A 22,800-nucleotide genomic window follows, 5' to 3' on the forward strand; every position below is an offset into this window, starting at 1 on the left:
ATGCTGAACATCCTGGTCCCCGTCGACGGCTCCGACAATGCCAACCGCGCCGTGCTGTACGCCCGCCAACTGGCCCAAGGCGCGCCCGCCGCGCGCATCCATCTGCTTAACGTGCAAACGCCCACGCAAGGGCGCGCCGGCGTTTCCCGTCTGATCACGCAAGACATGATCGACGAGTTCTACGCCCGCGAAGGCCAGGAGGCCACCGACGAGGCGCGCCAGCTGCTGGACACCACTGGCACCGACTACACCAGCCACATCGAATTCGGCCACGCCGCCACCGAGATCGCCGGCTACGCGCGTGACCAAGGCTGCGCCCGCATCGTGATGGGCACGCGCGGCCATGGCAATCTGGTCAACATCCTGATCGGCTCGGTCGCCAATCAGGTGCTGCAACTGTCGGACGTGCCGGTCACGCTGGTGAAGTAACGCGTCGGGCTGGCGCGTTTTTAGTATTCATATCGCGCCGGCAAGCCCCGGCAACGACAAGGACACGCGCAGCCCGCCCAACGGCGATGGGCTCGCGTGAACCTCGCCGCCATACGTGCCGACCAGATCGCGCACAATGTCCAGCCCCAGGCCCGAGCCGGGCAGTTGTTCGTCCATGCGCACGCCGCGCAGAAAGATGCGCTCGCGGGCATCGTCTTCGATGCCTGGGCCGTCGTCATCGATATGCATCAGCAAGCGCGCGCCGCTTGCCGGTTCCACCGATATCACCACCTGGCTGCGCGCCCATTTGCAGGCGTTATCCAGCAGGTTGCCCAACATTTCCTGCAAATCCTGCGGCTCGCCACGAAACACTTGCGGGCCGGTAAAACCTTGCATGCTGATCTGCAAACCGCGCTGCGCATACAGGCGCTGCATGACGCGCACCAGCCCCGCCGCCGCGTCCTGCAACGGCGCGCGCCCATCGGCCGCGCCTGATGCGGCGGCGGCGCGTGCGCGGGCCAGGTGATAGTTGATCTGGCGGTTGGCCATCGCCACTTGTTCTTCCACCAACGCCGCTGGCACGCTCGCGTCGCGCGAGGCGGCGTTGGCAAGAATGGTCAGCGGCGTCTTGACGGCGTGCGCCAGATTGCCCGCTTGCGTGCGGGCGCGCTGCACGATGTCGGCGTTCATCGCCAGCACCTGGTTGAAATCGTCGACCAGGGGTTGGATCTCGCTGGGGAACTGGCCGTCGATGCGGCTGCTGCCCGCATCCTGTTTCGCCAATTGCCGCCGCAGCCGGGCCAAGGGCCGCAAACCCACCACCACCTGCACCACGGCGGCGGCCGTCAAGCCAACGGCCAACGCGCCCAAGGCAATCGCCAGCATATGGTTGAAGCGCTCGATGGGTTCGGCCAGCACGTTGCGGTCGGCGGCCACAATCAGGCGCAAGGGCGCGGCGTCTTCTTCAGCCGGCTTCAGCACGCGTGCAAGCGCCGTCAGGCTGCGTCCGGCGGGGCCGGTAAGGTCATAAACCTGATCGCCGCTATCGGCATCGCGCGGCACGGGTTTCAGGGGCGCGTCCAGTGTCTGGTCCCACAAGGACCGCGAGCGCGCCACGCCCATGGCCGGCGGCTTGCCGCCATCCGCCAGCCGGTCCACCTGCCAATACAAACCCGACAGCGGCTGCTCCAACCGCGGGTCGCTCAGCGGCGGCGACACCACCGGACGCCCGTCGGCGCCCATGTTGATGGCGGCGGTGAGCTGGTTCAGATGCAAGGTGAGCTCGGCCTGCAACTGCTGCGTGATGTGCTGGCGAAACAGGCTGGAAAGCCCCCACCCCGCCATCACCACCGCCACCAGAATCCAGGCCAGCGTTCCGGCCAGCAGGCGCAGCCGCAGCGAGCCCAGCACGCCCGCGCGCCGCGTCATCATTCGCGCGCCGCCAACCGGTAGCCCAGCCCGCGCACCGTTTCGATGGTGTCAGGCGGCAGCTTCTTGCGCAGCCGGCCGATGAAGACCTCGATGGTGTTGGAGTCGCGGTCGAAGTCCTGCGCGTACACGTGGTCGATCAATTCCGTGCGCGACACCACCTCGCCCGCGCGCTGCATCAGCACCGACAACACCTTGAACTCGTGGCTGGTCAGGGTCAGCGCCTGGCCGTCGATCGTGACCTTGGCCTGGCGCGTATCCAGCATCAGCGGGCCGCAACGCCATTGCGCGCTGGCGTGCGCGGTGCTGCGGCGTAGCAGCGCGCGCACCCGCGCCAGCAACTCTTCCATGTGAAAAGGCTTGGTCAGGTAATCGTCCGCGCCTGCGTCGATGCCGGCCACCTTTTCGTGCCAGTTGTCGCGCGCGGTCAGGATCAGCACCGGCATGTTGCGCTGGGCGGCGCGCCATTGCTTCAGCACCGTCAGCCCATCCATCACCGGCAAGCCCAAGTCCAGCACCACGGCATCGAACGCTTCCACATCGCCCAGAAAGCGGGCGGATTCGCCATCGCCGGATACATCCACCGTATAGCCCGCACCGCGCAGCGCGTCGGCCAGCTGGCCGGCCAGCGTGGGTTCATCTTCAACCACCAGGATGCGCATCAGTCCTTGCCCTTGAATTTGATGTCGCGGCCCTTGACGGACAACAAGGTGCCGTCGCGCGCATCGAGCTTCAGTTTGAGGATGCCGCCGCCGCTTTGCAGCACGCGGATCTCGTAGATGAATTCGTCATCGTCTTCTTCGAATTCCACCTTGACGACCTGCCCGGGAAAATCGCGTTCAACGATGTCCAGCACCGCGCCCAGCGGCAGCACCTTGCCGGCTTCCAGCGCCTGGCGTGCGCGTTCGTGGTCGCTTTCGCCGGCCAGCCCGCTGACGGGGCCTGCGATCAGCGCAAGCGCCAAGGCGCAGCCCGACAGCAACAGGCCGCCGCGCTTGGACCATGTCAGGGGAAAATACCGCAATGCCGGACCTCTTTGGTGGGCGAATAAGGGGGAAAGGGAGCGTCTTTTATACCGCGCCGAGGATGAACCTGGGATGAACGGCGGCTTCAGAATAGGTTCATGCGCCAACCCGAATAATGGGCACATGGTCGCTGCAACGGCCAGCATTTTCCCCCTTACCCTTAGGAGATATCCCATCATGACGCGCATTCAAAAAACCCTGGCCGCCCTGGCAATTGGCGCATCCGCTTTGGTCGCTGGCACCGCCGCCCAGGCGCAAACCGCGGCTCCGGCTCAGGCTCCGGCTCAGGCCGCTCAGGCCACTCAGGCTGCTCCCGCTCAGGCCGCTCCGGCCGCTCAGACTGCACCCGCCGCCCCGATGCTGACGATTCGCCAGGTCTACGACAAGATGGAAGCCGCCGGCTACCGCAATATCTCCGAGATCGAACGTTCCAGCAAGCACGGCTACGAGGTCAAGGCGTACGACCCGCAGGGCCAGCGCGTGAAGCTGCGCGTTGATCCGCAATCGGGCGCAGTCACGCGCAGCCGCTTCGACGACTGAACGCAGTGGGTCAACCGCGCCGGGGTAAACCCGGCGGAGTAAACACGGCGGAGTAAACACGGCGGGGTAAACACGGCGGGGTAAACACGGCGGAGTAAAGACGATCCTTGGGGTGAGTATGATGAATCCATTCAAGATTACGGAGTCGCATCATGCCCACCCTGCGTCTCGCAGCGGCCGGCCTCACGCTGGTTACGCTTAGCGCCTGCGGCGAAGTCGCCACCTTGCCCGTTGAATCGGGCATGGGGCCGACCCCAAAACTGCCCGCCCCCAACACCACCCTGATTCCCACCGTCAACACGGCCAAAGCCGTGGGCTGGATCGCCGGCACGCAACCCGTGGCGGCGGCCGGCCTGGGCGTCAACGCGTACGCCAGCGGCCTGGACCATCCGCGCTGGCTGTACGTGCTGCCCAATGGCGATGTGCTGGTCGCCGAGACCAACGCGCCGCCCAAGCCCGAAGAGGCCTCGGGCGGGCTGAAGGAATGGGCCAGCGGCATCGTCATGAAACGCGCGGGGGCCAAGACCCCCAGCGCCAATCGCATCACGCTGTTGCGCGACACCGACCACGATGGCGTGGCCGACACGCGCAGCGTGTTGCTGCAAGGCTTGAATTCGCCCTTCGGCATGGCGCTGGTGGGCAACCAACTGTACGTAGCCAATGCCGACGCCGTCTTGCGCTTTCCCTATGAACCGGGCCAAACGCAAATCTCGGCGGCGGGCGTGAAAGTCACCGACCTGCCCGCCGGCATCAATCACCACTGGACCAAGAACCTGATCGCCAGCCCGGACGGCAGCAAGCTTTATGTGTCCGTTGGCTCGAACAGCAACGTCGCGGAAAACGGCATGGAGATCGAAGCCGGCCGCGCCGCCATCTGGGAAATCGATGTGGCCAGCGGCAACAAGCGGCTGTATGCCACGGGCCTGCGCAACCCGGTCGGCATGGCCTGGGCGCCAGATAACAAAACCTTATGGACCGCCGTGAACGAGCGCGACGAATTAGGCAGCGACCTGGTGCCTGACTACATGACGTCCGTGCGTGACGGGGGCTTCTATGGCTGGCCCTACAGCTACTTCGGGCAGCACGTGGACACCCGTGTCACGCCGCCTCGGCCTGACTTGGTGGCCACCGCCATCGTGCCCGACTACGCGCTGGGGCCGCACACGGCGTCGCTGGGGCTGGCGTGGTCAGGCAACAGCCGGCTGCCCGCGCCCTTTGCACACGGCATGTTCGTGGGCCAGCACGGGTCGTGGAACCGCGACCCGCGCAGCGGCTACAAGGTCATCTTCGTGCCCTTCGCGCAAAACACGCCCGACGGTACAGCGCGTGATGTGCTGACGGGCTTCCTGAATGAAAGCGGCCAGGCGCAAGGCCGGCCGGTGGGCGTCGCCATCGACCGCCAGGGCGATCTGCTGGTGGCCGACGATGTGGGCAATGTGATCTGGCGCGTCAGCCCCAAACCCTGATCCGGTTGTGCGGCCGGCGCAACTCAATGGCGCCGGCTTGCGCTGGGTCAAACGGCCGCACGCGCGATTCCGCTTTCTGGCCTACAGTAGCGCGAGAATGTCGTATCGCCGGTTTCCAGCGCATCGCGCCGCCGGCAGTCCGCTCCCCTCGAAACATTGGAGGCATGAATATGGTGTTCAAGAAATTGTGCGTTGCAGCGGTCCTCGCTGTTGCGTCGGCCCCGGTCCTGGCCGCCGAATGCTCGATCGATATCGCTGGCAATGACCAGATGCAGTTCGACAAGAAGGAAATCACGGTCAGCAAAAGCTGCAAGCAGTTCACCGTGAACCTGAAGCACCCCGGCACGCTGGCCAAGAACGTCATGGGCCACAACTGGGTGCTGACCAAAACCGCCGACATGCAAGGCGCCGTGAACGACGGCATGGCTGCGGGCCTGGACAACGACTACGTGAAGAAAGACGACGCCCGCGTCATCGCCCACACCAAGGTGATTGGCGGCGGCCAAAGCGATTCCGTCACGTTCGACGTCAGCAAACTCGCTGCCGGCACCGACTACACGTACTTCTGCTCCTTCCCCGGCCACTTCGCGCTGATGAAGGGCACGCTGAAACTGGTCGACTGACCGGCGCTTGCCTGCAGGGCTCCTTGCCCCTGGTCCGCCAGGGGTAAGGAGCCCGTTTCCATTCGGCCACCCCTACAATGCCTGAGCCTCGAACACACGGAAAAGGAGCAGGCATGAGCACGGAAAAAGTAGCGATCGTGACGGCGGGCGGCAGCGGCATGGGCGCCGCCGCGGCGCGCAAGCTGGCGGCCGACGGATACCGCGTGGCCATTTTGTCTTCGTCCGGCAAGGGCGAATCGCTGGCGCAAGAACTGGGCGGCCTGGGCGTGACCGGCTCGAACCGTTCGCCCGAAGACCTGGCCCGTCTGGTCGAGACCACGCTGCAAAAATGGGGCCGCGTGGATGCCGTCGTGAACAGCGCCGGCCACGGCCCCAAGGGCCCGCTGCTTGAGATCAGCGATGACGACTGGCACCTGGGCATGGAGTTCTACCTGCTGAACGTGGTGCGTATCACCCGCTTGGTCGCCCCGGTGATGAAGCAGCAGAAGTCTGGCGCCATCGTCAACATTTCCACGTACGCCACGTTTGAACCCGAAGCGCTGTTCCCGACCTCCGGCGTGTTCCGCGCGGGTCTGGCCGCCTTCACGAAGGTCTTCTCGGACGAATACGCCGAACACAATGTGCGCATGAACAACGTGCTGCCGGGCTTTATCGACAGCCTGCCGGAAAAAGAAGACCGCCGCGTGCGCATCCCGATGGGCCGCTACGGCACGGCCGAAGAAGTGGCCGGCCTGATCGCCTTCCTGGCGTCCGACGCATCGTCCTACATCACCGGCCAGAACATCCGCATCGACGGCGGCATCACGCGTTCGGTCTGAGCCTCATGCTTATGGACTAAGCCTCTCGTCCGAATGACCGTATTGAACCGCGCCGCGCGGTTCAGTACCGTAGTTTTTCGCATTCGACGAGAGGCTGGCGATGACTGTCACCCCGGGCCAGGCGTCGCGCTTTCTGGCGCAAGCCACCTTCGGGCCCACCCCCTCACAGATTGATGCGGTTGTGCGCGACGGCTACGCCCCGTGGCTGGATGCCCAGCTGGCGATGCCGCCGTCGCAAACGCATTTCGACTGGCTGCTGCAACAGAAGAAAAACACCGAGGCCTTCAAGGGCAACGGCATCAATGCGCCGCTGGAATCCACGCTCTGGCGCAAATTCATCAGCGCCGACGACCAGGTGCGCACGCGCGTGGCGTTTGCGCTGTCGGAAATATTCGTCGTGGGGGTGCAGTCCATCACCGCGTCGTGGCCGCTGTTTGGCGCGGCGGGCTTCATGGACTTGCTGGCGGAACACGCGCTGGGCAATTATCAAACGCTGCTGACCGCCGTCACCAAGAACCTGTCGATGGGCTGCATGCTGACCTATCGCGGCAACCGCAAGGAAGACCCCAAGACCGGCCGCCACCCCGACGAGAACTATGCGCGCGAGGTCATGCAATTATTCAGCATCGGCCTGCTGGAGCTTGCGCCCGATGGCACCGTGCGCAAAGAAAATGGCGCGCCCGTCGAAACGTACGACAACGCCGACGTGCAAGGGCTGGCGAAAGTGTTCACGGGATGGGACATCAACGGGCCAGAGACCGATGTGGAATTTCACCGCCGGCCCATGGCGCTGAACAACGCCCAGCACTCGATGGCGGAAAAGCGCTTTCTGGGCGCGGTGATTCCGCCCGGCACGGATGGGAATCTGTCGCTCAAGCGCGCCATGGACGTCATTTGCGCGCATCCGAACGTGGGGCCGTTCATCGGCATGCAGCTGATCCAGCGGCTTGTCACCAGCAACCCCAGCCCCGCTTATGTGGCGCGCGTGTCGGCTGCGTTCAATGACGACGGCAAGGGCGTGCGCGGCAACCTCAAAGCGGTGGTGCGCGCGATTTTGCTGGACCCGGAAGCGCGCAACCCCGATTTGAACGACCCCGCCTGGGGCAAGGTGCGCGAACCCATCCTGCGTTTCTCGGGCTGGGCGCGCGCCTTCGGCGCCACGTCCACCAATGGCGCGTGGGCCATGCCCGACACCACCGACAACACGATCCGGCTGGCGCAAAGCCCGATGCGGTCGGCCACGGTGTTCAACTTCTTCCGGCCCCGATATTCCCCGCCCGTCACCGAGCTGGCCAAGCGGCATCTGGTGGCGCCAGAAATGCAGATCACGGACGAGACCAGCATTGCGGGCTACCTGAACTTTTTGGCGATCTACGCCGACCGGGGGTGGGAAGACTTGCAGACGTCATACGCGCCAGAGATCGCCTTGGCCAACGACCCGCAAGCGCTGGTGGCACGCATCGTGCTGCTGTTGGCGGGCGATGCGTTCAGCGCGCAGACGGCGCGCAGCATCGCCGACGCCGTCGCCACCCTGCCCGCCAGCCGGCCGCGCGACCGCGTGCGCGCCGCGATATTGCTGGTGGCCGCCACCCCAGAATACCTGGTGCAGAAATGACGCAGCCCCACGATGCCGACCGCCGCGCGTTTCTGCTGCGCGCCTGCGCCTTGGGCGCGACGGGTGCAGCCGCCCCCCTGGCATTGAACCTTGCGGCACTGGGCGCCGCCGCCGCGCAGTCTGCACCGCCTTCGTACAAGGCGCTGGTGTGCGTGTTCCTGTATGGCGGCAACGATCCCTTCAATACGCTGGTGCCGTTTGACGATGCCGCGTACCGCGCCTACGCCGCGGCGCGCACCGACATCGCATTGCGGCGCGACACGCTGCGCGCCACCGCGCTTCGTGGCAAGGCGGCCGCGCCGGGCGGCGCGCAGTTTGCGCTGGCGCCCGCGCTGGCCCCGCTGGCACCGCTGTACGAAAACGGCCAGATGGCGGTGCTGTTGAATGTGGGGCCACTGGTGGTTCCCACCACCAAAGCGGAATACATCAGCGCCCGCGTGCCGTTGCCGCCCAAGCTGTTTTCGCATAACGACCAGCAATCGTATTGGCAGGCGCTGGCGCCCGAAGGCGCGTCATCCGGCTGGGGCGGCCGGCTCACCGACTTGTTCGCCAGCGCCAACGCGCAGCGCACGTTCACCGGCATCACGGCAGGCGGCAGCACCGTGCTGCTGGCCGGCCACAAGGTCGCCGGATACCGCGTCGGCATCAACGGGTCTACGCCGATTGAACTGCTGCACCGCGACATGTACGGCTCCAGCGCCTGCACGGCGCTGCTACGCCAACTGATCACGCAGCCGCGCGAGCACCTGATGGAACGCGAGCTATCCCGCATCGCCGCGCAATCCATTGATGCCGACACGCGTTTGCGCGCCGCGCTGGCCGATGTGGCGGTGCCGGGCGACTTCGGCTCGCCACTGGCCCAGCAGTTAAAGATCGTGGCGCGCATCATCGGCGCGCGCCAAGCCTTGGGCGCACGTCGGCAGGTGTTCTTTGTGTCGCAAAACGGCTATGACAACCACACCGGTTTGAATGACACGCACCCGGCGCTGCTGCGGGAACTGGGGCAGTCTTTGGCGGTGTTTCAGCAGGCCTTGACGACGTTGGGCGTGGCGGATCAGGTCACCACCTTCACGGCGTCCGAGTTCGGCCGCACGCTGGGGTCCAACGGCAACGGGTCAGACCACGGCTGGGGCTCGCACCATCTGGTGCTGGGCGGCGCGGTCAATGGCGGCCGCAGCTACGGCACGCATCCCGAGATCGCCCTGGATGGCCCCGGTTTCGTCGACAACGGCCGCCTGCTGCCCACGCTGGCGGTGGACCAATTGGGCGCGTCGCTGGGCCGCTGGTTCGGCGCCGGCCGCGACGAATTGCGGCTGGTGTTTCCGAACTTGAAGCACTTTGATGCGGAGGGGTTGGCGCTGCTGCCCAGTGCATGATGCGACAGCACATTCCCGCCCCCGCATCACAGACGACGACGCCTGGCTACCTGGCCGCCAACTTCCGCGTGGCCGCCAGCTGCTTCCAGCGTACGGCTTCGCTTTCAACAAACGCGCCCAATTCGGCGGGCGTACTGTGACGGACCTCGGCGCCTTGTTCGCCAATCTTCTTCACGACTGCCGGGTCCGCCAAGGCCTGATTCAACGCCTTGTTCAACGTCGTGACCACGGCGGCGTCCGCCTTGGCCGGCGCGAAGATGGCGTACCACTGCGGCACATCCACGCCCGGCACACCGGCTTCAGCCAGCGTGGGCAAGTCGGGCAGCGCCGCCGTGCGGGTGGCACCCGCCACCGCCAGCGCCTGGATCATGCCGGACTTCAGGTGCGGATACACGCTGAACAAACTGGGGAACATCACCTGCGTGGTGCCGGACAACGTATCCGTCAGAGCAGGCGCCGAGCCTTTGTACGGCACGTCCAGCATCTGTGTACCCGTCGCCATGTTGAAGAGTTCCCCCGCGATCGCCGGCGCGGTGCCAGGCCCGGCGGACGCGAAGCTGAGCCCCTCGGGATGGTCGTGGCCGTACTTCACCAGACCCGCCACATCGTGCACCGGCAAGCGGCTGGTCACGACCATGATGGTGGGGGAATCCGCCACCATGCCGATCGGCGTGAAGTCCTTGACCGGGTCGTAGTTCAGCTTCTGCATGGCGGGGTTGATGCCGTGCGTGCCGATATAGCCAAGTATCAAGGTGTAGCCATCAGCGGGCTGGCGCGCCACGTAGTCAGAGGCGATGGCCCCCTGCGCCCCAGGCTTGTTCACGACGATGACGGTCTGGCCCAGCAGTTCGCCCACCTTTTGGCCGACCACGCGCGCCAGCACATCGTTGCCGCCACCGGCTGCGGTAGGCACAACCAGCGTGATCGGGCGTTCGGGATAGGCGGCTTGCGCCGTTGCGCTCAGCGCCAGCAGCAGGGCTGCCGCGCAGGCGGTTTTCAGGGAATGGCACTTCATGATTTTGTCTCCAGAGGGATCATTGGTTTTTGTGTAAGAGGCCTCTTTGCGGGCCGCTTCAAAGGTCAAGACGTATCGCGTGCGTGGTCCGCCGCAACTAGGCGGCGGCGCGCACCTCCTGGTTGCGCTGCGCGCCGGCCAACACATAGTGGCCCGGCACGTACAACAGGCCCTTCATGATCTTGCGCGCCGTTCGCACCAGGCCGGCCGCGCGCACTACGCCGCTTGCTGGGTCCAGTTCCACATCAATATCCATGGCGCCTGACGGGTGCTCGATTCGCACGCTGCGATAGCCCGTCTGCACGGCCGGGCCGCCGCAATCATGCGCCACGGTGCCGGGCATGAGGAAGGCGCTTGCCACCCCCACGGCCCCCGTCGCCGCATGCGATCGATGGCACGCGCGCGGCGTGAAATAGCGGGATCGCAAGGCCAGCCCGCCGGTGGAATCCGACGGAGCCAGCAGCACGGGTTTGGGAATGACGCTTTGGGACACATCGCCCAGGCCCATCCGGCGTCCTGCCTCCAGGCGAATACGCTCCATGCGTTCCAGCAACGCGGTGTCGGCATCCAGCTGTGCGGGCGTTTCATCGCCGCGCAGGCCGAAATCACTGGCGCGCATCAGCACCATGGGCATGGCGGCGTCGATCAGCGACACCGCAACGCCGTCCACCGTTTCCTGGCGCAATCCGCTGGGAAACAGCTTGCCGGTGACCGCGCCCCAGGCATCCAGAAAATTCAAACGCACGGGCGCCGCGGCGCCGGGCACGCCGTCGATACGCGCGTCACCTTCGTAGGTCAGGTGGCCACCCGGCGTTTGCACCACCGCTTCGATGATTGCGCCCGTGTTGACGTTGTGCACCCGAACCGGGGTCACGCCTTGGCGCGCCGGGATCAAGCCTTCGTCAATCGCAAAGGGCGCGGCGCCGGACAGCATGTTGCCGCAGTTGGGGCGGGTATCGACCGTGGCGCGGTCTACCGACACCTGCGCAAACAGATAGTCGATATCGCAATCGGGACGCGTCGAACGCGACACAATCGCGACTTTGCTGGTCAGTGTGTTGCCGCCGCCAATGCCGTCGACCTGCAAGGCATGGGGCGAGCCCATGGCGCTCAGCAGCAGCTGGTCGCGCTGGACGGGGTCGGCCGGCAGCCAGTCGCCCAAGAAAAAGGGGCCACGCGACGTGCCGCCGCGCATCAGTACGCAAGGGATTACGGTTTCCATGGACGCCATTCTGCGACGGCGCGGCTATTATTTGAATTGCAACTTACGGATGGATTAATGCATGGCACGCATCAATTTTGATTTGCAGGAATTGCAGGCTTTTGTGGCCGTGGCGGAACGCGCCAGCTTTCGCGCCGCCGCCGACGACCTGCACCTGTCGCAACCTGCGCTCAGCCGCCGTATCGACAAGCTGGAAAGTATCCTGGGCGCGCGGCTTCTGGAACGCACGACGCGGCGCGTGGCGTTGACGCAAGTCGGACGCGTCTTCCTCGAACGCGCCCGCACCGCCATCGACGAATTGGAAAGCGCCGTGCTCAGCATTGGCGACCTGGCCGCGCAGCGTGGCGGGCTGGTGACGGTGGCCTGCGTGCCGTCGGTGGCCTATTACTTTTTGCCGTCCGTCATCCGCGACTACACCGAACGCTTTCCCCGCATTCGCGTGCGCATCATCGACGAAACCGCCAATACCGTGCTGAACAGCGTGGTGACCGGCCGCGCCGACTTTGGCATCAGCTTTTTCGGCACCCAGGAACCCGACGTCGATTTCAAGGCGGTGCTGCGCGAAGACTTTGTGCTGGCGGTGCGCCGCGACCATCCGCTGGCCAGCCGCCGCAGCGTGTCGTGGGAAGCGCTGGCGCAGGAACGCTTCATGACGGTCGCCAAGGAAAGCGGAAACCGCCTGCTGATCGACGACGCGCTGGCCAAAAGCGGCAAACGCACGGTCAGCGCATTCGAGGTCAGCCACATCATGACGCTGCTGGGGCTGGTGGAAGCCGGCCTGGGCGTGGCCGCCGTCCCGCAACTGGCCATGCCGCAGGCGGGCCACGCCACGCTGACCAGCGTCAAGCTGGAGCATCCGCGCGTCACGCGCACGCTCGGGCTGATCGCCCGCCGCGGCCGCCCCCTGGCGCCCGCCGCCCAACAGCTCTATAACCTGATACATCAAGCCGGCAAGTCGGCCAAACGCAAACCCGCCCCCAACCCCTAGCCTCATGACCCTGACCCACTCCCTGGCTTTACAACCCGCGTCCGACGACGATCTGCCCTTTCTGCTGGCGCTGCGCAAAGCCACCATGCAGGAACACTTGCAGCGCGCGGGTGCGCCGCTGGATGACGAGCACCACCTGGCGCGCATCCGGTACCACTTCGACGATGCCCAGATCGTCTGGCTGGATGGCCGGCCTGCCGGCCTCTTCAAGCATTACCGCGACCCGGCCGGCTGGCGCATTGTGCAGATCCAGATCGACCCGGCGTTTCAAGGCCAGGGCCTGGGCCGCCGCCTGCTGGAAGGCGTGCTGGACCAGGCGGACGCCGAAGGCGCGCCCGTCACCCTTAGCGTGCTCAAGGGCAACCCCGCCCAACGCCTGTACGCGGCGCTGGGCTTCACCCCCATCGAGGAGACCGAGCTGGAGTTTGAAATGCGATACGAGCCGGGCGCCGTCCGGCCGGTTGGCTGAACTCTGCAAATTCTTTTGGCCAGACGGGAATATTCCCGCAACGGCTGGCGTCTGTAGAGGGCAGTCTCCCCCACTTTCCTATCTACGAGGCACAACATGCGCAAACACATCGCCGCCGCCCTGGTTCTTGGTTCCGCCGCTCTGTTCTCGGCCGGCGCCCACGCCCAGGCCGTCAAAACCCAGGACGGCGTCCTGGTCAACAGCGCGGGCATGACGCTCTACACCTTCGACAAGGACGCCGGAGGCAAGAGCGCCTGCAACGACCAGTGCGCCAAGATCTGGCCGCCCGTCGCCGCCCCCGCCGACGCCAAAGCCATGGGCGACCTGACCGTCATCACCCGCGACGACGGCTCCAAGCAATGGGCCTACAAGGGCAAGCCCGTGTACCTGTACGCCAAGGACACGAAGCCGGGCGACAAGACCGGTGACAACTTCAAGGACGTCTGGCACGTCATCAAGCCCTGATCCTGCCCGCCCGCGCCGCCGTATCCCACCATGCGCGCCGAAGACGAAGCCCTGATCCTCGCCTGCATCCCCAGCCTGCGGCGTTATGCCCGCGGGCTGACGGGCGACCCGCACCGGGCCGATGACCTGGTTCAGGACACGCTGGAGCGCGCATGGAGCCGCTATTCGCGTTGGCAACGGCGCGGTGAACTTCGCGCCTGGATGTTCGGCATCATGCATAACCATTTCATCGACGGCGTGCGCGCCAATGGCAGGCGAGCGGATCAGGCCGCGCTGGGTGACATGCCCGATGCGCCGGTACGCGCCACGCAAACCGATCACCTGGAGGTGCGCGACCTTGACCGCTGCCTGCAAGCCTTGCCGGCCGAGCAGCGGGAAGTGCTGTTGCTGATTTGCGTGGAAGACCTGTCCTACCAGGAAGCCGCGCAGGTGCTGGACGTGCCGATTGGCACGGTCATGTCCCGGCTGTCGCGCGCCCGTGAAAAGCTGGGCGCGCTGATGCAAGGACGCGACTCGGTCAGCCGGCTGCATCGCGTGAAATGACATGAACGACAAACACCTGCATCCGATCCCGACAACGGGTTCCCCCATTACCGAAGCCGATCTGCATGCCTATGCAGACGGCCAGTTGCCCCCTGCCCGCCACGCCGAGGTTGACGCCTTTCTGGCCGCTCACCCGCAGGACCAGACCCGCGTGAATGACTGGCAGGCGCAACGCCGCGCGCTCCACGCCTTGCTGGACCCCGTGCTGGATGAGCCGCTGCCGCTGCGTTTGCCGTTGAAACCGCCGGCCCGCGAATTCCCGTGGCGCGCGTTGGCGGCGGGCGTGGCCATTGCCGCCATCAGCGCCAGCGCCGCCTGGATGACGCGTGGCGCCATGGACGCGCGGCATCTGCAAACCGTGCTGGCCACCGCCAGCCCCGAGCGCGCGGCGGGCGGCTATGCCCAACGCGCGGCGATTGCGCACGCGGTGTATGCGCCCGACATGGGCCGCCCGGTCGAAGTCAGCGCCGATAACGAAAAAGGCCTGGTGACGTGGTTGACCAAGCGCATGGGCGCACCGGTGCGCGCGCCTTCCTTGTCAAAGACGGGTTATGAACTGGTGGGCGGGCGCTTGCTGCCCGGCGGTTCCGGGCCGGTGGCGCAATTCATGTACGGCGCGGCAGATGGCCAGCGCCTGACGCTTTATGTGACGCGAGAAGCCGCAGGCGGACAGACGGCGTTTCAGTTCACGCAGGAAGGGCCGGTGCGGGTGTTTTATTGGGTGGAAGGTCAGTTCGGCTACGCGCTGTCTGGCGCGGTCAGCCGGGATGAATTGCAGCGCGTGTCAGAAGAGGTCTACAAGCAATTGCAGGGGTGAAGAACGGCGTGCGTTCGGCACCCGCGCAGGGTTCGACGGTTCCAGGCACGCAAGCCGTCGCTCGCGGCCGTCACCCGCCCTACGTCAGCCGCCCCCCTTCTCCCGCGCCTCATGCAGCATGTGCAGCGTAATTTTCCGCACCTCGGCCTTGCTCATCTCGATATGCGAACGCAGCATCCGCGCCGCCTCATCGCCCCGGCGCGCCAGCACCGCGCGCAGGATCGCGGCATGTTCATCGTAGGTGGCATCCACGCGAAAATCCTTGGTGAAGTCCAGCCGCCGCACGATGCGGATTTTCTCCGTGACGTCGCGGTGAATCTGCGTCATCTCCGGGTTGCCGGCGGCCGCCACCAATGAACAATGAAACGCCTCATCCAGCTGCGCCACCAGCCGCCCATCCAGAATGCGTTGCGGCGGCGGCACCAGCCACACGTCTTTCAACGCGCCCAGAATGCCGGATTCATCCATGGTTTCGCGCCCACACAACTTATCCACCGCCGCCTGCTCCAGCACCACGCGCACGTCGTACAGGGCTTCGAAGCGCTCGAAGTCGAACGGCCGCACCTGCCAGCCGCTGCGCGGGCGCGCCAGCACGAAGCCTTCGCGCTCAAGCCGCGCCAGGCCCAGCCGCACCGGCGTGCGGCTGACCCCAAGACGCGCCACCAGATCCGCTTCGGTGAAGCGTTCTCCGGGCAGCATGCGGAAGTCGAACAGGTCGTCCTTGATGCGCTGATAGACCTGATCCGCCAGCGACCCGGCAAGCGCTGGCGCCTGCCGGATTGCCGGGCTCACCTGCACGGATTCCAGACGCATCATCCCGCCACGGTGCAGGTCGCGTCTTCTGCCAGCACCACCAGCGGGTCGCCGGCGTTGACCGGTTTACCCGGCACGCAGCGAATCGCGGTGACGATGCCCGAAGACGGCGCGATGACGGACAGCTCCATCTTCATGGCTTCCACCACCACCAGCGTGTCGCCCGCCGACACGCTCTGCCCCACCTGGACGGGAATCTTCCAGATGTTGCCGCACATGTCGGCGCTGACCAGGCGTTCGCCGTCACGCAAGGCCGTCTCGGCTTCGGCTTCGGGTTCAAGGGCGGTCTGCTCCGCCGCGACATCCTCGGTTTTCCACAAGGCCACTTCCGCGTCGAACGCGCTCTTCTGGCGCTTCTGGAATATGGCGATGCTGTCCGCCTGCTCGGCCAAAAACTGCTGGTGCGCGGCGAAGTCGAACACCTCTTCTTCGATGCGCACCGTGGCGCGGCCTTCGCGGAAGTCTTCGCGCAACACGTCGAGCTCGGCCTCGGTCACCGGATAGAAGCGCACCTGATCAAAGAAGCGCAGCAGCCACGGCTTGCCGTCCTGGAACACGGGGTTCTTCAGGAATTTGTTCCAGATGGGCAAGGTGCGGCCCACCAGTTGATAGCCGCCCGGCGAATCCATGCCGTAGATGCACATGTACACGCCGCCAATACCCACCGTGCCTTCGGCGGTGAAGGTGCGCGCGGGGTTGTACTTGGACGTCAACAGACGATGGCGCGGGTCGATCGGCACCGCGCAGGGCGCGCCCAGATACACATCGCCCAGCCCCATGATCAGGTAGCTGGCGTCGAACACGATATCGCGCACGTCGTTACGGCTGGCCAGCCCGTTGATGCGCTGGATGAAGTCCACATTATTCGGCAACCAGGGCGCGTTGGCGCGCACGGTTTCCTGATAGCGCTGCACGGCGCCCAGCGTTGCCGAATCTTCAAATGCCATCGGCAGGTAGACAACACGCGTCGGCACCTTCAGCGTAGCCACATCGGCCAGCCCGGCTTCGATTTCCAGCAGCCGCGCAATCAGCGCGCCTTGCAGAATCTGGCGGCTGTCATAACGAATTTGCAGCGAACGCACGCCCGGCGACAGCTCATGCACGCCCGCGATGGGGTCGGCGTTCAGCGCTTCCATCAGCAAATGGATGCGCATGCGCAGCGCCAGGTCGAGCACGTTGTCGCCGTATTCCAGCAGCAGATAACCGTCACCTGCCTGACGGTACGACACCGACGGGCGCGAGCCTTCCGCCGGCAGCGCGGCAACGATCGTCTCTGACACCGTCGCCGGCACCGGTGACGGGGCCGTCGCAGCGGGCGCCACGGACGACAAGGCCGCCACGCTTTGATCCTGCGCGGCTTCCAATGCCACGGCCTGCGGATAGTCGATGCGCACAAAGCGGATGCGGTCGCCCGGTTTCACCTGGCCCACCTTCCACAGCTCGGCGCGCGCAATCGTGACGGGGCAGACAAACCCGCCCAAGCTGGGGCCGTCGCGCGTCAGAATCACAGGGCTGTCGCCCGTGAAGTTGATGCTGCCAATCGCGTATTCGCAATCGTGGATGTTGGACGGGTGCAAGCCGGCTTCACCGCCGTTCTCGCGCGCCCAGGTGGGCTTGGGGCCGATCAATCGCACGCCCAAACGGTTCGAGTTGTAGTGCACTTCCCAGTCCGCCGCGAAGAAGGTCTCGATGGCTTCGGGTTGGAAGAAGTCTGGCGCGCCATGCGGGCCGTAGAGCACGCCGATTTCCCAGGTGTTGCCATAGACGGGAATCAAATCGGCGGGCGCGCCTTGCGGCTCCGCCACGGGCGGCGTGGCCGTCTGGCCAGCCAGCTCCGGGCGCACCCGCGGCAGCATGTCGCCCACGCGCAGCGTGCGGCCGGCGTGTCCGCCGAACTGGCCCAAGGCGAAGGTCGAGCGGCTGCCCAAATAGACCGGCACGTCCAGGCCGTTGCGCACGGCCAGATAGCTGCGGCAGCCCGACAGCGCGCGGCCGGTGGCCAGCACCTGCCCCGACTTCACCGCGATGGGCTGCCACATCGGCACCGGTTCGCCGTCCAGCGTGGCGGCGCATTCAGCGCCTGTCAGCGCCACGATGGTGTCGCCGTGAAAGCGCAGCGTGGGTCCGACGAGCGTGGCTTCGATGCCTGCCGCATCTGGCGCATTGCCGACGATGCGGTTGGCCACGCGAAACGCATAGTCGTCCATCGGGCCTGATGGCGGCACGCCGATATCCCAATAGCCCGCGCGCCCCGGGTAATCCTGCACGCTGGTGTAGGTGCCGGCTTCCAGCACTTCGATGGCCGCAGGCCGGTACGCGAAGCTTTCCAGAAAGCGCGTGGACAGCTTGCCCGCGCGGAAACGTTCGTCGTCAACGATCTGGCGCAGGTAATCCAGGTTGGTCGCAATGCCGTGCAAGCGGGTGCGCGCCAAGGCGTCCGCCAGCTTGTCCAGCGCGGCGTCGCGCGTGTCCGCGTGCACGATCAGCTTGGCCAGCATGGGGTCGTAGAACGCGGGCACGTCGGTGCCGGTGGCCACCCAGCCATCGACCCGCACGCCCTCCGGGAAGAACACTTCCGTCAACACACCTGGCGACGGCTGGAACTGGCGCAGCGGGTCTTCAGCGTACAGGCGCACTTCAATGGAGGCGCCCTGCGGCGCGCGCGACATCGCGTCGATATCCAGCGCTTCGCCCGCCGCCACGCGCAGCATGCATTCCACCAGGTCCAGCCCGGTGACGGCTTCGGTCACCGGGTGCTCCACCTGCAAGCGCGTGTTGACTTCAAGGAAATAGAAGCTGTCGCGCGCCGGGTCGTAGATGAATTCCACAGTGCCGGCCGAGCGGTAGTTGACCGACTCGCCCAATTGCACGGCGGCCGCCAGCAGCGCCGCGCGGGTCGCAGCCGGCAACAAGGGCGCGGGCGTTTCCTCGATGACTTTCTGATTGCGCCGCTGCACCGAGCAATCGCGTTCGCCCAGCGCCAGCACGCGGCCCGCGCCGTCGCCAAAAATCTGCACTTCCACGTGCCGCGCGTTATCCACATAGCGCTCAATGAACGCGCCGCCATCGCGAAAAAAATGTTCGCCCATGCGCTGCACGCTGTCGAACGCCACCGTCAGTTCGGCCTCGTTCTCGCAGCGCGACAAGCCAATGCCGCCCCCGCCCGCCGTGCTCTTCAACATCACCGGGTAGCCGATGCGTTCGGCCTGCGACAGCGCTTCGCCCAGGCTGGCCAACAGACCGGTGCCCGGCGTCATCGGCACGCCCGCTTCCGCCGCCAGTTCGCGCGAGCGATGCTTCAAACCGAACTCGCGGATCTGCAAGGGCGTGGGGCCGACGAATGCGATGCCCGCCGCTTCGCAGGCGTCGGCGAACTCCGCGCTTTCAGACAGAAAACCGTAGCCGGGGTAGATGGCTTGCGCACCATGCTCGCGCGCGGCGGCCAGCAACAAGTCCATGCGCAGATAGCTGTCAGCGGCCTTCTCGCCGCCCAGCGCCACGGCCACGTCGGCCTCGCGCACGTGCGCGGCATTGCGGTCCGGGTCGGAATACACGGCCACGCTACGGATGCCCAGCCGCTTCAGGGTGCGGATGGCGCGGACGGCGATCTCGCCGCGGTTGGCAATCAGAACGGTATCGAACACGATGCGGCTCCCAAGTGTCTTGCGTACAGGGTTATCGGAGATCAGCGGGCAACATTCAGGCTGGCCAGGTAGGCGCGCCAGCCGCCGAAAGCGGTGATGTCGCGCGCACCATCCAGGCCGCGCGGCTCGCAGATGAAGCCCTTGACCAGCCGGCCGTCTTCCAGCTCCAGCGTGCCAATGCCCAGCGGCGCGGGAATCTCGGCCACGAACGCGCCGAATGCCGTCACCGGCACATCCCAAAGCTCCACGTCAATCGGCGCGCCGGACTCGGACTTGACCAGCCCCGGCTTGGGCGGCGTGGTGTTGGCCAGCGCATACAGGCGGTAGTCGTCCGCCGTGCGGGTCTTTTCCACCAGCACGGCATGGCGCGAAGTCAGTTGATGGTTCAGCGGCATGCCCGTCAGGTGCGCACCCACCACCGCCACGCGCACGGTGTCGGCAGGCGGCTTGGCGGCATCCACGCCCGCGGGCAGCGGCGCACCGGTTGCGCCCAGCGGCAGGCCGCGTTGCGCTTGCCACAGGCGGCCAAACTGCGCCAGCGCGTGGTCTTGCCAGGCCAGGCCGACCAGCGTGATGCCCGACGGCAAGCCATCGGCGCGCATGCCCGCTGGCACCGCCAACGCCGACAAGTCCGCCAGGTTGGCAAAGTTGGTGTACACGCCCAGCCGCGAATTCAGCGTGACCGGGTCGGCCTGCAATTGGGCAATGGTGTAGATGGACGGCGACGTCGGCACCACCAGCGCGTCGAACCCCGCCAGTGCTTGATGAATCTGGCGCGTCAGTTCCGCGCGGCGGTACTCGGCCTTGAATGCGTCCACCGCGTTGTAGTTCGCCGCCTGCTCGACAATGCCGCGCACAACAGGGTTGATGACCTCTGGCGTGGCTTTCCACAAGGCTTCAACGGCCGCGAAACGCTCGGCCACCCACGGGCCTTGATACAGCAGCGCGGCCAGTTCATTGAAGGGCGTGAAGTCAATCGCCTCCACTTCTGCGCCCGTGTCTTTCAGCGCGCGCACGGCGTCTTCGAACACGGCGGCGGCTTGGGCGTCGCCGAAGAATTCCAGCGTGGCAGGCACCGCCAGCTTGGGCGCACGGGGCCACGGCAGCGATGCGCCGGCTGGCATGGCGCGCGAATACGGGTCGCGCTCGTCAAAGCCGCCTGCGACGTCGGCCACGAGTTCGGCGTCAGCCACCGTCAGCGCAAAGATCGACACGCAATCCAGCGTGCGGCACGCAGGCACCACGCCCGCCGTGCTGAGCCAGCCCTTGGTCGGCTTCAGCCCGACGATGTTGTTGAAACCTGCCGGCACGCGGCCCGAGCCCGCCGTGTCGGTGCCCAGCGAAAACGCCGCGATGCCGCGCGCCACCACCGAGGCCGAGCCCGAGCTGGAGCCGCCGCTGACGTACTCGGGGTTGAACGTGTTGGCCACCGCACCGTGCGGCGAACGCGTGCCGACGAGCCCGGTCGCGAATTGATCCAGATTGGTCTTGCCGATCAGGATGGCGCCGGCCGCGCGCAGCCGCTGCACGACGGTGGCGTCTTCACCCGGCGTGTACGAGAATTCGGGGCAGGCGGCAGTCGTGGGCCAGCCGGCCGCATCGATGTTGTCCTTGATGGCGAACGGCACGCCATACAGCGGCAAGCGCGCCATGTCGCCACCCACGGCCTCCAGCATCAGACGCAGGCCGTCCAGCTGTTCGTCCAGCGTGGCGCGGTCAACCCGCTGAATCCAGGCGTTGTCGGCGGGGCCATCGGGGGTGTCCGCATAAGCGGCCAACAGCACATCGGGCTGCGCGCCGTCTTCCCGATAGGCGGCCTGCCATTGCGCAATCGTCCAACCGACGGGGCTTTTCTGCGTTGCTGCGGCATTCATGCTGGAATCCTTTCTTGTATACAAGTACGGATACCCAAGCAATCGCCGTGCCATGTTGGCGGGCTTTTTCGCTTTCCCTCTGGAACCCCCGGGTAGACGTCACCGAACCCCGTTCCCGCACCATCGCCTCATCGCATCGCGCGCACCGCAAGCGGGCAAGCTGCGCACCTGTTTTGTGCATGCAGCACGGTTTTGAACCGCCCAGCCGCTGCGCAACCACGCCGCACGCATTCACGTAAACACCCCCTCTTCATACAGCAGCGCGACCCCTGCCGCGCACTTGGCATGCCTTTTGCTTTGATGTCCAGGTTGTCGGGTGTTGTTCAGATCGTTCCTGCCGGCCAAGCCGGCACATTCCATCCAGGAGTCACCATGAAACGCAGACTAGCCCTTAAGCAACTGACCGCCGTGAGCCTGTTGGCCATGTCCGGATGGATGCCTCAGGTATTTGCCGCCGAAGACACCATTAAGGTCGGCATCCTGCATTCCCTGTCGGGCACCATGGCCATCTCGGAGACGTCGTTGAAAGACGTCGCGCTGATGACCATCGACGAAATCAACGCCAACGGCGGCGTGATGGGCAAGAAGCTGGAAGCCGTGGTGGTGGACCCGGCCTCGAACTGGCCGCTGTTTGCCGAGAAGTCGCGCCAGCTGTTGTCGCAGGACAAGGTGGCGGCAGTGTTTGGCTGCTGGACCTCGGTGTCGCGCAAGTCGGTGCTGCCGGTGTTCAAAGAGCTGAACGGCCTGCTCTTCTACCCAGTGCAGTACGAAGGCGAAGAGCTTGAGAAGAACGTGTTCTACACGGGCGCCGCGCCCAACCAGCAAGCGATTCCCGCCGTTGAATACCTGATGAGCGAAGACGGTGGCGGCGCCAAGCGCTTCGTGCTGCTGGGCACTGACTACGTCTACCCGCGCACCACCAACAAGATCCTGCGCGCCTTCCTGCATTCCAAGGGCGTCAAAGACAGCGACATCGACGAGGTCTACACCCCCTTCGGCCATTCCGACTACCAGACCATCGTCGCCAAYATCAAGAAGTTCGCCACCGGCGGCAAGACGGCSGTCATCTCCACCATCAACGGCGACTCCAACGTGCCGTTCTACAAGGAACTGGGCAACGCAGGCCTGAAGGCCACCGACGTGCCGGTCGTGGCGTTCTCGGTGGGCGAAGAAGAACTGCGCGGCGTGGACACCAAGCCGCTCGTGGGCCACCTGGCCGCGTGGAACTACTTCCAGTCGGTGAAGAACCCGGTCAACGAGGAATTCATCAAGAAGTGGAAGGCCTATGCCAAGGCCAAGAACCTGCCGAATGCCAGCACGGTCGTGACGAATGACCCGATGGAAGCCACTTACGTCGGCATCTACATGTGGAAGCAGGCGGTGGAGCAAGCCAAGACCACCGATGTGGACAAGGTGATTGCGGCGATGGGCGGCCAGAAGTTCAACGCGCCTGACGGCTACACCATCGAAATGGACAAGACCAACCACCACCTGCACAAGCCGGTCTACATCGGTGAAATCAAGGCGGACGGCCAGTTCAACGTGGTGTGGAAGAGCAAGGGCCCGATCCGCGCTCAACCCTGGAGCCCGTACATCCCCGGTAACGAAGGCAAGCAAGGCCTCTAAGCGG

At 65.7% G+C, this 22,800-nt stretch carries 21 protein-coding genes; 13 read left to right on the forward strand and 8 right to left on the reverse strand.

Going from position 1 to position 22,800, the window contains the following annotated elements:
* Window positions 1-429 carry a universal stress protein gene (locus tag AC1DSJ_RS24850; protein ID WP_054422594.1) on the forward strand — a complete coding sequence of 143 codons (429 nt, stop codon included), beginning with the start codon at window positions 1-3 and terminating at the stop codon, window positions 427-429.
* Between the two features lie 27 nt (window positions 430-456).
* Here the strand turns inward: AC1DSJ_RS24850 and AC1DSJ_RS24855 are convergent, their stop codons facing one another.
* From AC1DSJ_RS24855 to AC1DSJ_RS24865, 3 genes are read right to left on the reverse strand one after another with little or no spacing between them, the layout of a single operon-like run.
* Window positions 457-1,860: a sensor histidine kinase gene (locus tag AC1DSJ_RS24855; RefSeq protein ID WP_441372341.1), complete on the reverse strand. Its 1,404-nt coding sequence runs from the start codon at window positions 1,858-1,860 to the stop codon at window positions 457-459.
* Window positions 1,857-2,519, reverse strand: a complete 663-nt coding sequence (locus AC1DSJ_RS24860; RefSeq protein WP_054422595.1) for a response regulator transcription factor — start codon at window positions 2,517-2,519, stop codon at window positions 1,857-1,859. The genes AC1DSJ_RS24855 and AC1DSJ_RS24860 overlap by 4 nt, the downstream gene beginning before the upstream one ends.
* Window positions 2,519-2,881: a PepSY domain-containing protein gene (locus AC1DSJ_RS24865; protein WP_420865312.1), complete on the reverse strand. Its 363-nt coding sequence runs from the start codon at window positions 2,879-2,881 to the stop codon at window positions 2,519-2,521. The genes AC1DSJ_RS24860 and AC1DSJ_RS24865 overlap by 1 nt, the downstream gene beginning before the upstream one ends.
* A gap of 178 nt (window positions 2,882-3,059) precedes the next feature.
* Between AC1DSJ_RS24865 and AC1DSJ_RS24870 the strand changes: the two genes are divergently transcribed.
* The 6 genes from AC1DSJ_RS24870 (at window position 3,060) to AC1DSJ_RS24895 (ending at window position 9,320) form a co-directional block, all read left to right on the forward strand.
* A complete protein-coding gene (locus AC1DSJ_RS24870; protein ID WP_441372342.1) occupies window positions 3,060-3,422 on the forward strand; it encodes a PepSY domain-containing protein in 363 nt (120 codons plus the stop codon).
* A gap of 152 nt (window positions 3,423-3,574) precedes the next feature.
* Entirely contained in the window at window positions 3,575-4,888 is a 1,314-nt protein-coding gene (locus AC1DSJ_RS24875) for a PQQ-dependent sugar dehydrogenase (protein WP_175170048.1), read from the forward strand.
* Window positions 4,889-5,058: 170 nt separating this feature from the next.
* Window positions 5,059-5,511: an azurin gene (azu, locus tag AC1DSJ_RS24880; RefSeq protein ID WP_175170049.1), complete on the forward strand. Its 453-nt coding sequence runs from the start codon at window positions 5,059-5,061 to the stop codon at window positions 5,509-5,511.
* A 113-nt stretch (window positions 5,512-5,624) separates the two neighbouring features.
* Window positions 5,625-6,329: an SDR family oxidoreductase gene (locus tag AC1DSJ_RS24885; protein ID WP_054422599.1), complete on the forward strand. Its 705-nt coding sequence runs from the start codon at window positions 5,625-5,627 to the stop codon at window positions 6,327-6,329.
* Between the two features lie 100 nt (window positions 6,330-6,429).
* Window positions 6,430-7,944 (forward strand): DUF1800 domain-containing protein, encoded by a 1,515-nt coding sequence (locus tag AC1DSJ_RS24890; RefSeq protein WP_441372343.1) that lies wholly within the window; start codon window positions 6,430-6,432, stop codon window positions 7,942-7,944.
* On the forward strand, window positions 7,941-9,320 hold the full coding sequence (locus AC1DSJ_RS24895; RefSeq protein WP_441372344.1) for a DUF1501 domain-containing protein: 1,380 nt from the start codon (window positions 7,941-7,943) through the stop codon (window positions 9,318-9,320). The genes AC1DSJ_RS24890 and AC1DSJ_RS24895 overlap by 4 nt, the downstream gene beginning before the upstream one ends.
* A gap of 46 nt (window positions 9,321-9,366) precedes the next feature.
* On the opposite strand, the gene AC1DSJ_RS24900 is transcribed toward AC1DSJ_RS24895, so the two are convergent.
* Entirely contained in the window at window positions 9,367-10,335 is a 969-nt protein-coding gene (locus AC1DSJ_RS24900) for a Bug family tripartite tricarboxylate transporter substrate binding protein (RefSeq protein WP_054422602.1), read from the reverse strand.
* A gap of 97 nt (window positions 10,336-10,432) precedes the next feature.
* On the reverse strand, window positions 10,433-11,557 hold the full coding sequence (locus tag AC1DSJ_RS24905) for a 4-oxalomesaconate tautomerase (RefSeq protein WP_346551095.1): 1,125 nt from the start codon (window positions 11,555-11,557) through the stop codon (window positions 10,433-10,435).
* A 61-nt stretch (window positions 11,558-11,618) separates the two neighbouring features.
* Here AC1DSJ_RS24905 and AC1DSJ_RS24910 point away from each other — a divergent pair, with 61 nt between their 5' ends.
* The 5 genes from AC1DSJ_RS24910 (at window position 11,619) to AC1DSJ_RS24930 (ending at window position 14,839) form a co-directional block, all read left to right on the forward strand.
* Window positions 11,619-12,545, forward strand: coding sequence for a LysR family transcriptional regulator (locus AC1DSJ_RS24910; protein WP_054422603.1), 927 nt, complete (start codon window positions 11,619-11,621; stop codon window positions 12,543-12,545).
* 4 nt (window positions 12,546-12,549) lie between these two features.
* Window positions 12,550-13,014: a GNAT family N-acetyltransferase gene (locus AC1DSJ_RS24915; RefSeq protein WP_054422604.1), complete on the forward strand. Its 465-nt coding sequence runs from the start codon at window positions 12,550-12,552 to the stop codon at window positions 13,012-13,014.
* Window positions 13,015-13,110: 96 nt separating this feature from the next.
* Complete coding sequence (locus tag AC1DSJ_RS24920; protein WP_054422605.1) at window positions 13,111-13,479, forward strand: COG4315 family predicted lipoprotein; 369 nt, start codon at window positions 13,111-13,113, stop codon at window positions 13,477-13,479.
* Window positions 13,480-13,509: 30 nt separating this feature from the next.
* Window positions 13,510-14,022, forward strand: coding sequence for an RNA polymerase sigma factor (locus AC1DSJ_RS24925; RefSeq protein WP_054422606.1), 513 nt, complete (start codon window positions 13,510-13,512; stop codon window positions 14,020-14,022).
* A 1-nt stretch (window position 14,023) separates the two neighbouring features.
* Complete coding sequence (locus tag AC1DSJ_RS24930; RefSeq protein ID WP_175170054.1) at window positions 14,024-14,839, forward strand: anti-sigma factor family protein; 816 nt, start codon at window positions 14,024-14,026, stop codon at window positions 14,837-14,839.
* Between the two features lie 84 nt (window positions 14,840-14,923).
* On the opposite strand, the gene AC1DSJ_RS24935 is transcribed toward AC1DSJ_RS24930, so the two are convergent.
* The 3 genes from AC1DSJ_RS24935 to atzF are packed head-to-tail and all read right to left on the reverse strand — an operon-like array spanning window position 14,924 to window position 21,170.
* Entirely contained in the window at window positions 14,924-15,655 is a 732-nt protein-coding gene (locus tag AC1DSJ_RS24935; RefSeq protein WP_054422608.1) for a GntR family transcriptional regulator, read from the reverse strand.
* The gene (uca, locus tag AC1DSJ_RS24940) at window positions 15,652-19,296 is read right to left on the reverse strand and encodes an urea carboxylase (protein WP_441372345.1); all 3,645 of its coding nucleotides are present in this window, start codon (window positions 19,294-19,296) and stop codon (window positions 15,652-15,654) included. Before uca ends, AC1DSJ_RS24935 begins: the two co-directional genes overlap by 4 nt.
* Window positions 19,297-19,337: 41 nt before the next feature.
* Window positions 19,338-21,170: an allophanate hydrolase gene (atzF, locus tag AC1DSJ_RS24945; RefSeq protein WP_441372346.1), complete on the reverse strand. Its 1,833-nt coding sequence runs from the start codon at window positions 21,168-21,170 to the stop codon at window positions 19,338-19,340.
* Between the two features lie 372 nt (window positions 21,171-21,542).
* Between atzF and urtA the strand changes: the two genes are divergently transcribed.
* Window positions 21,543-22,796 (forward strand): urea ABC transporter substrate-binding protein, encoded by a 1,254-nt coding sequence (urtA, locus tag AC1DSJ_RS24950; RefSeq protein ID WP_054422611.1) that lies wholly within the window; start codon window positions 21,543-21,545, stop codon window positions 22,794-22,796.
* Window positions 22,797-22,800 lie beyond the last annotated feature (4 nt).

The organism is Achromobacter sp. 01N37, from assembly GCF_056399725.1.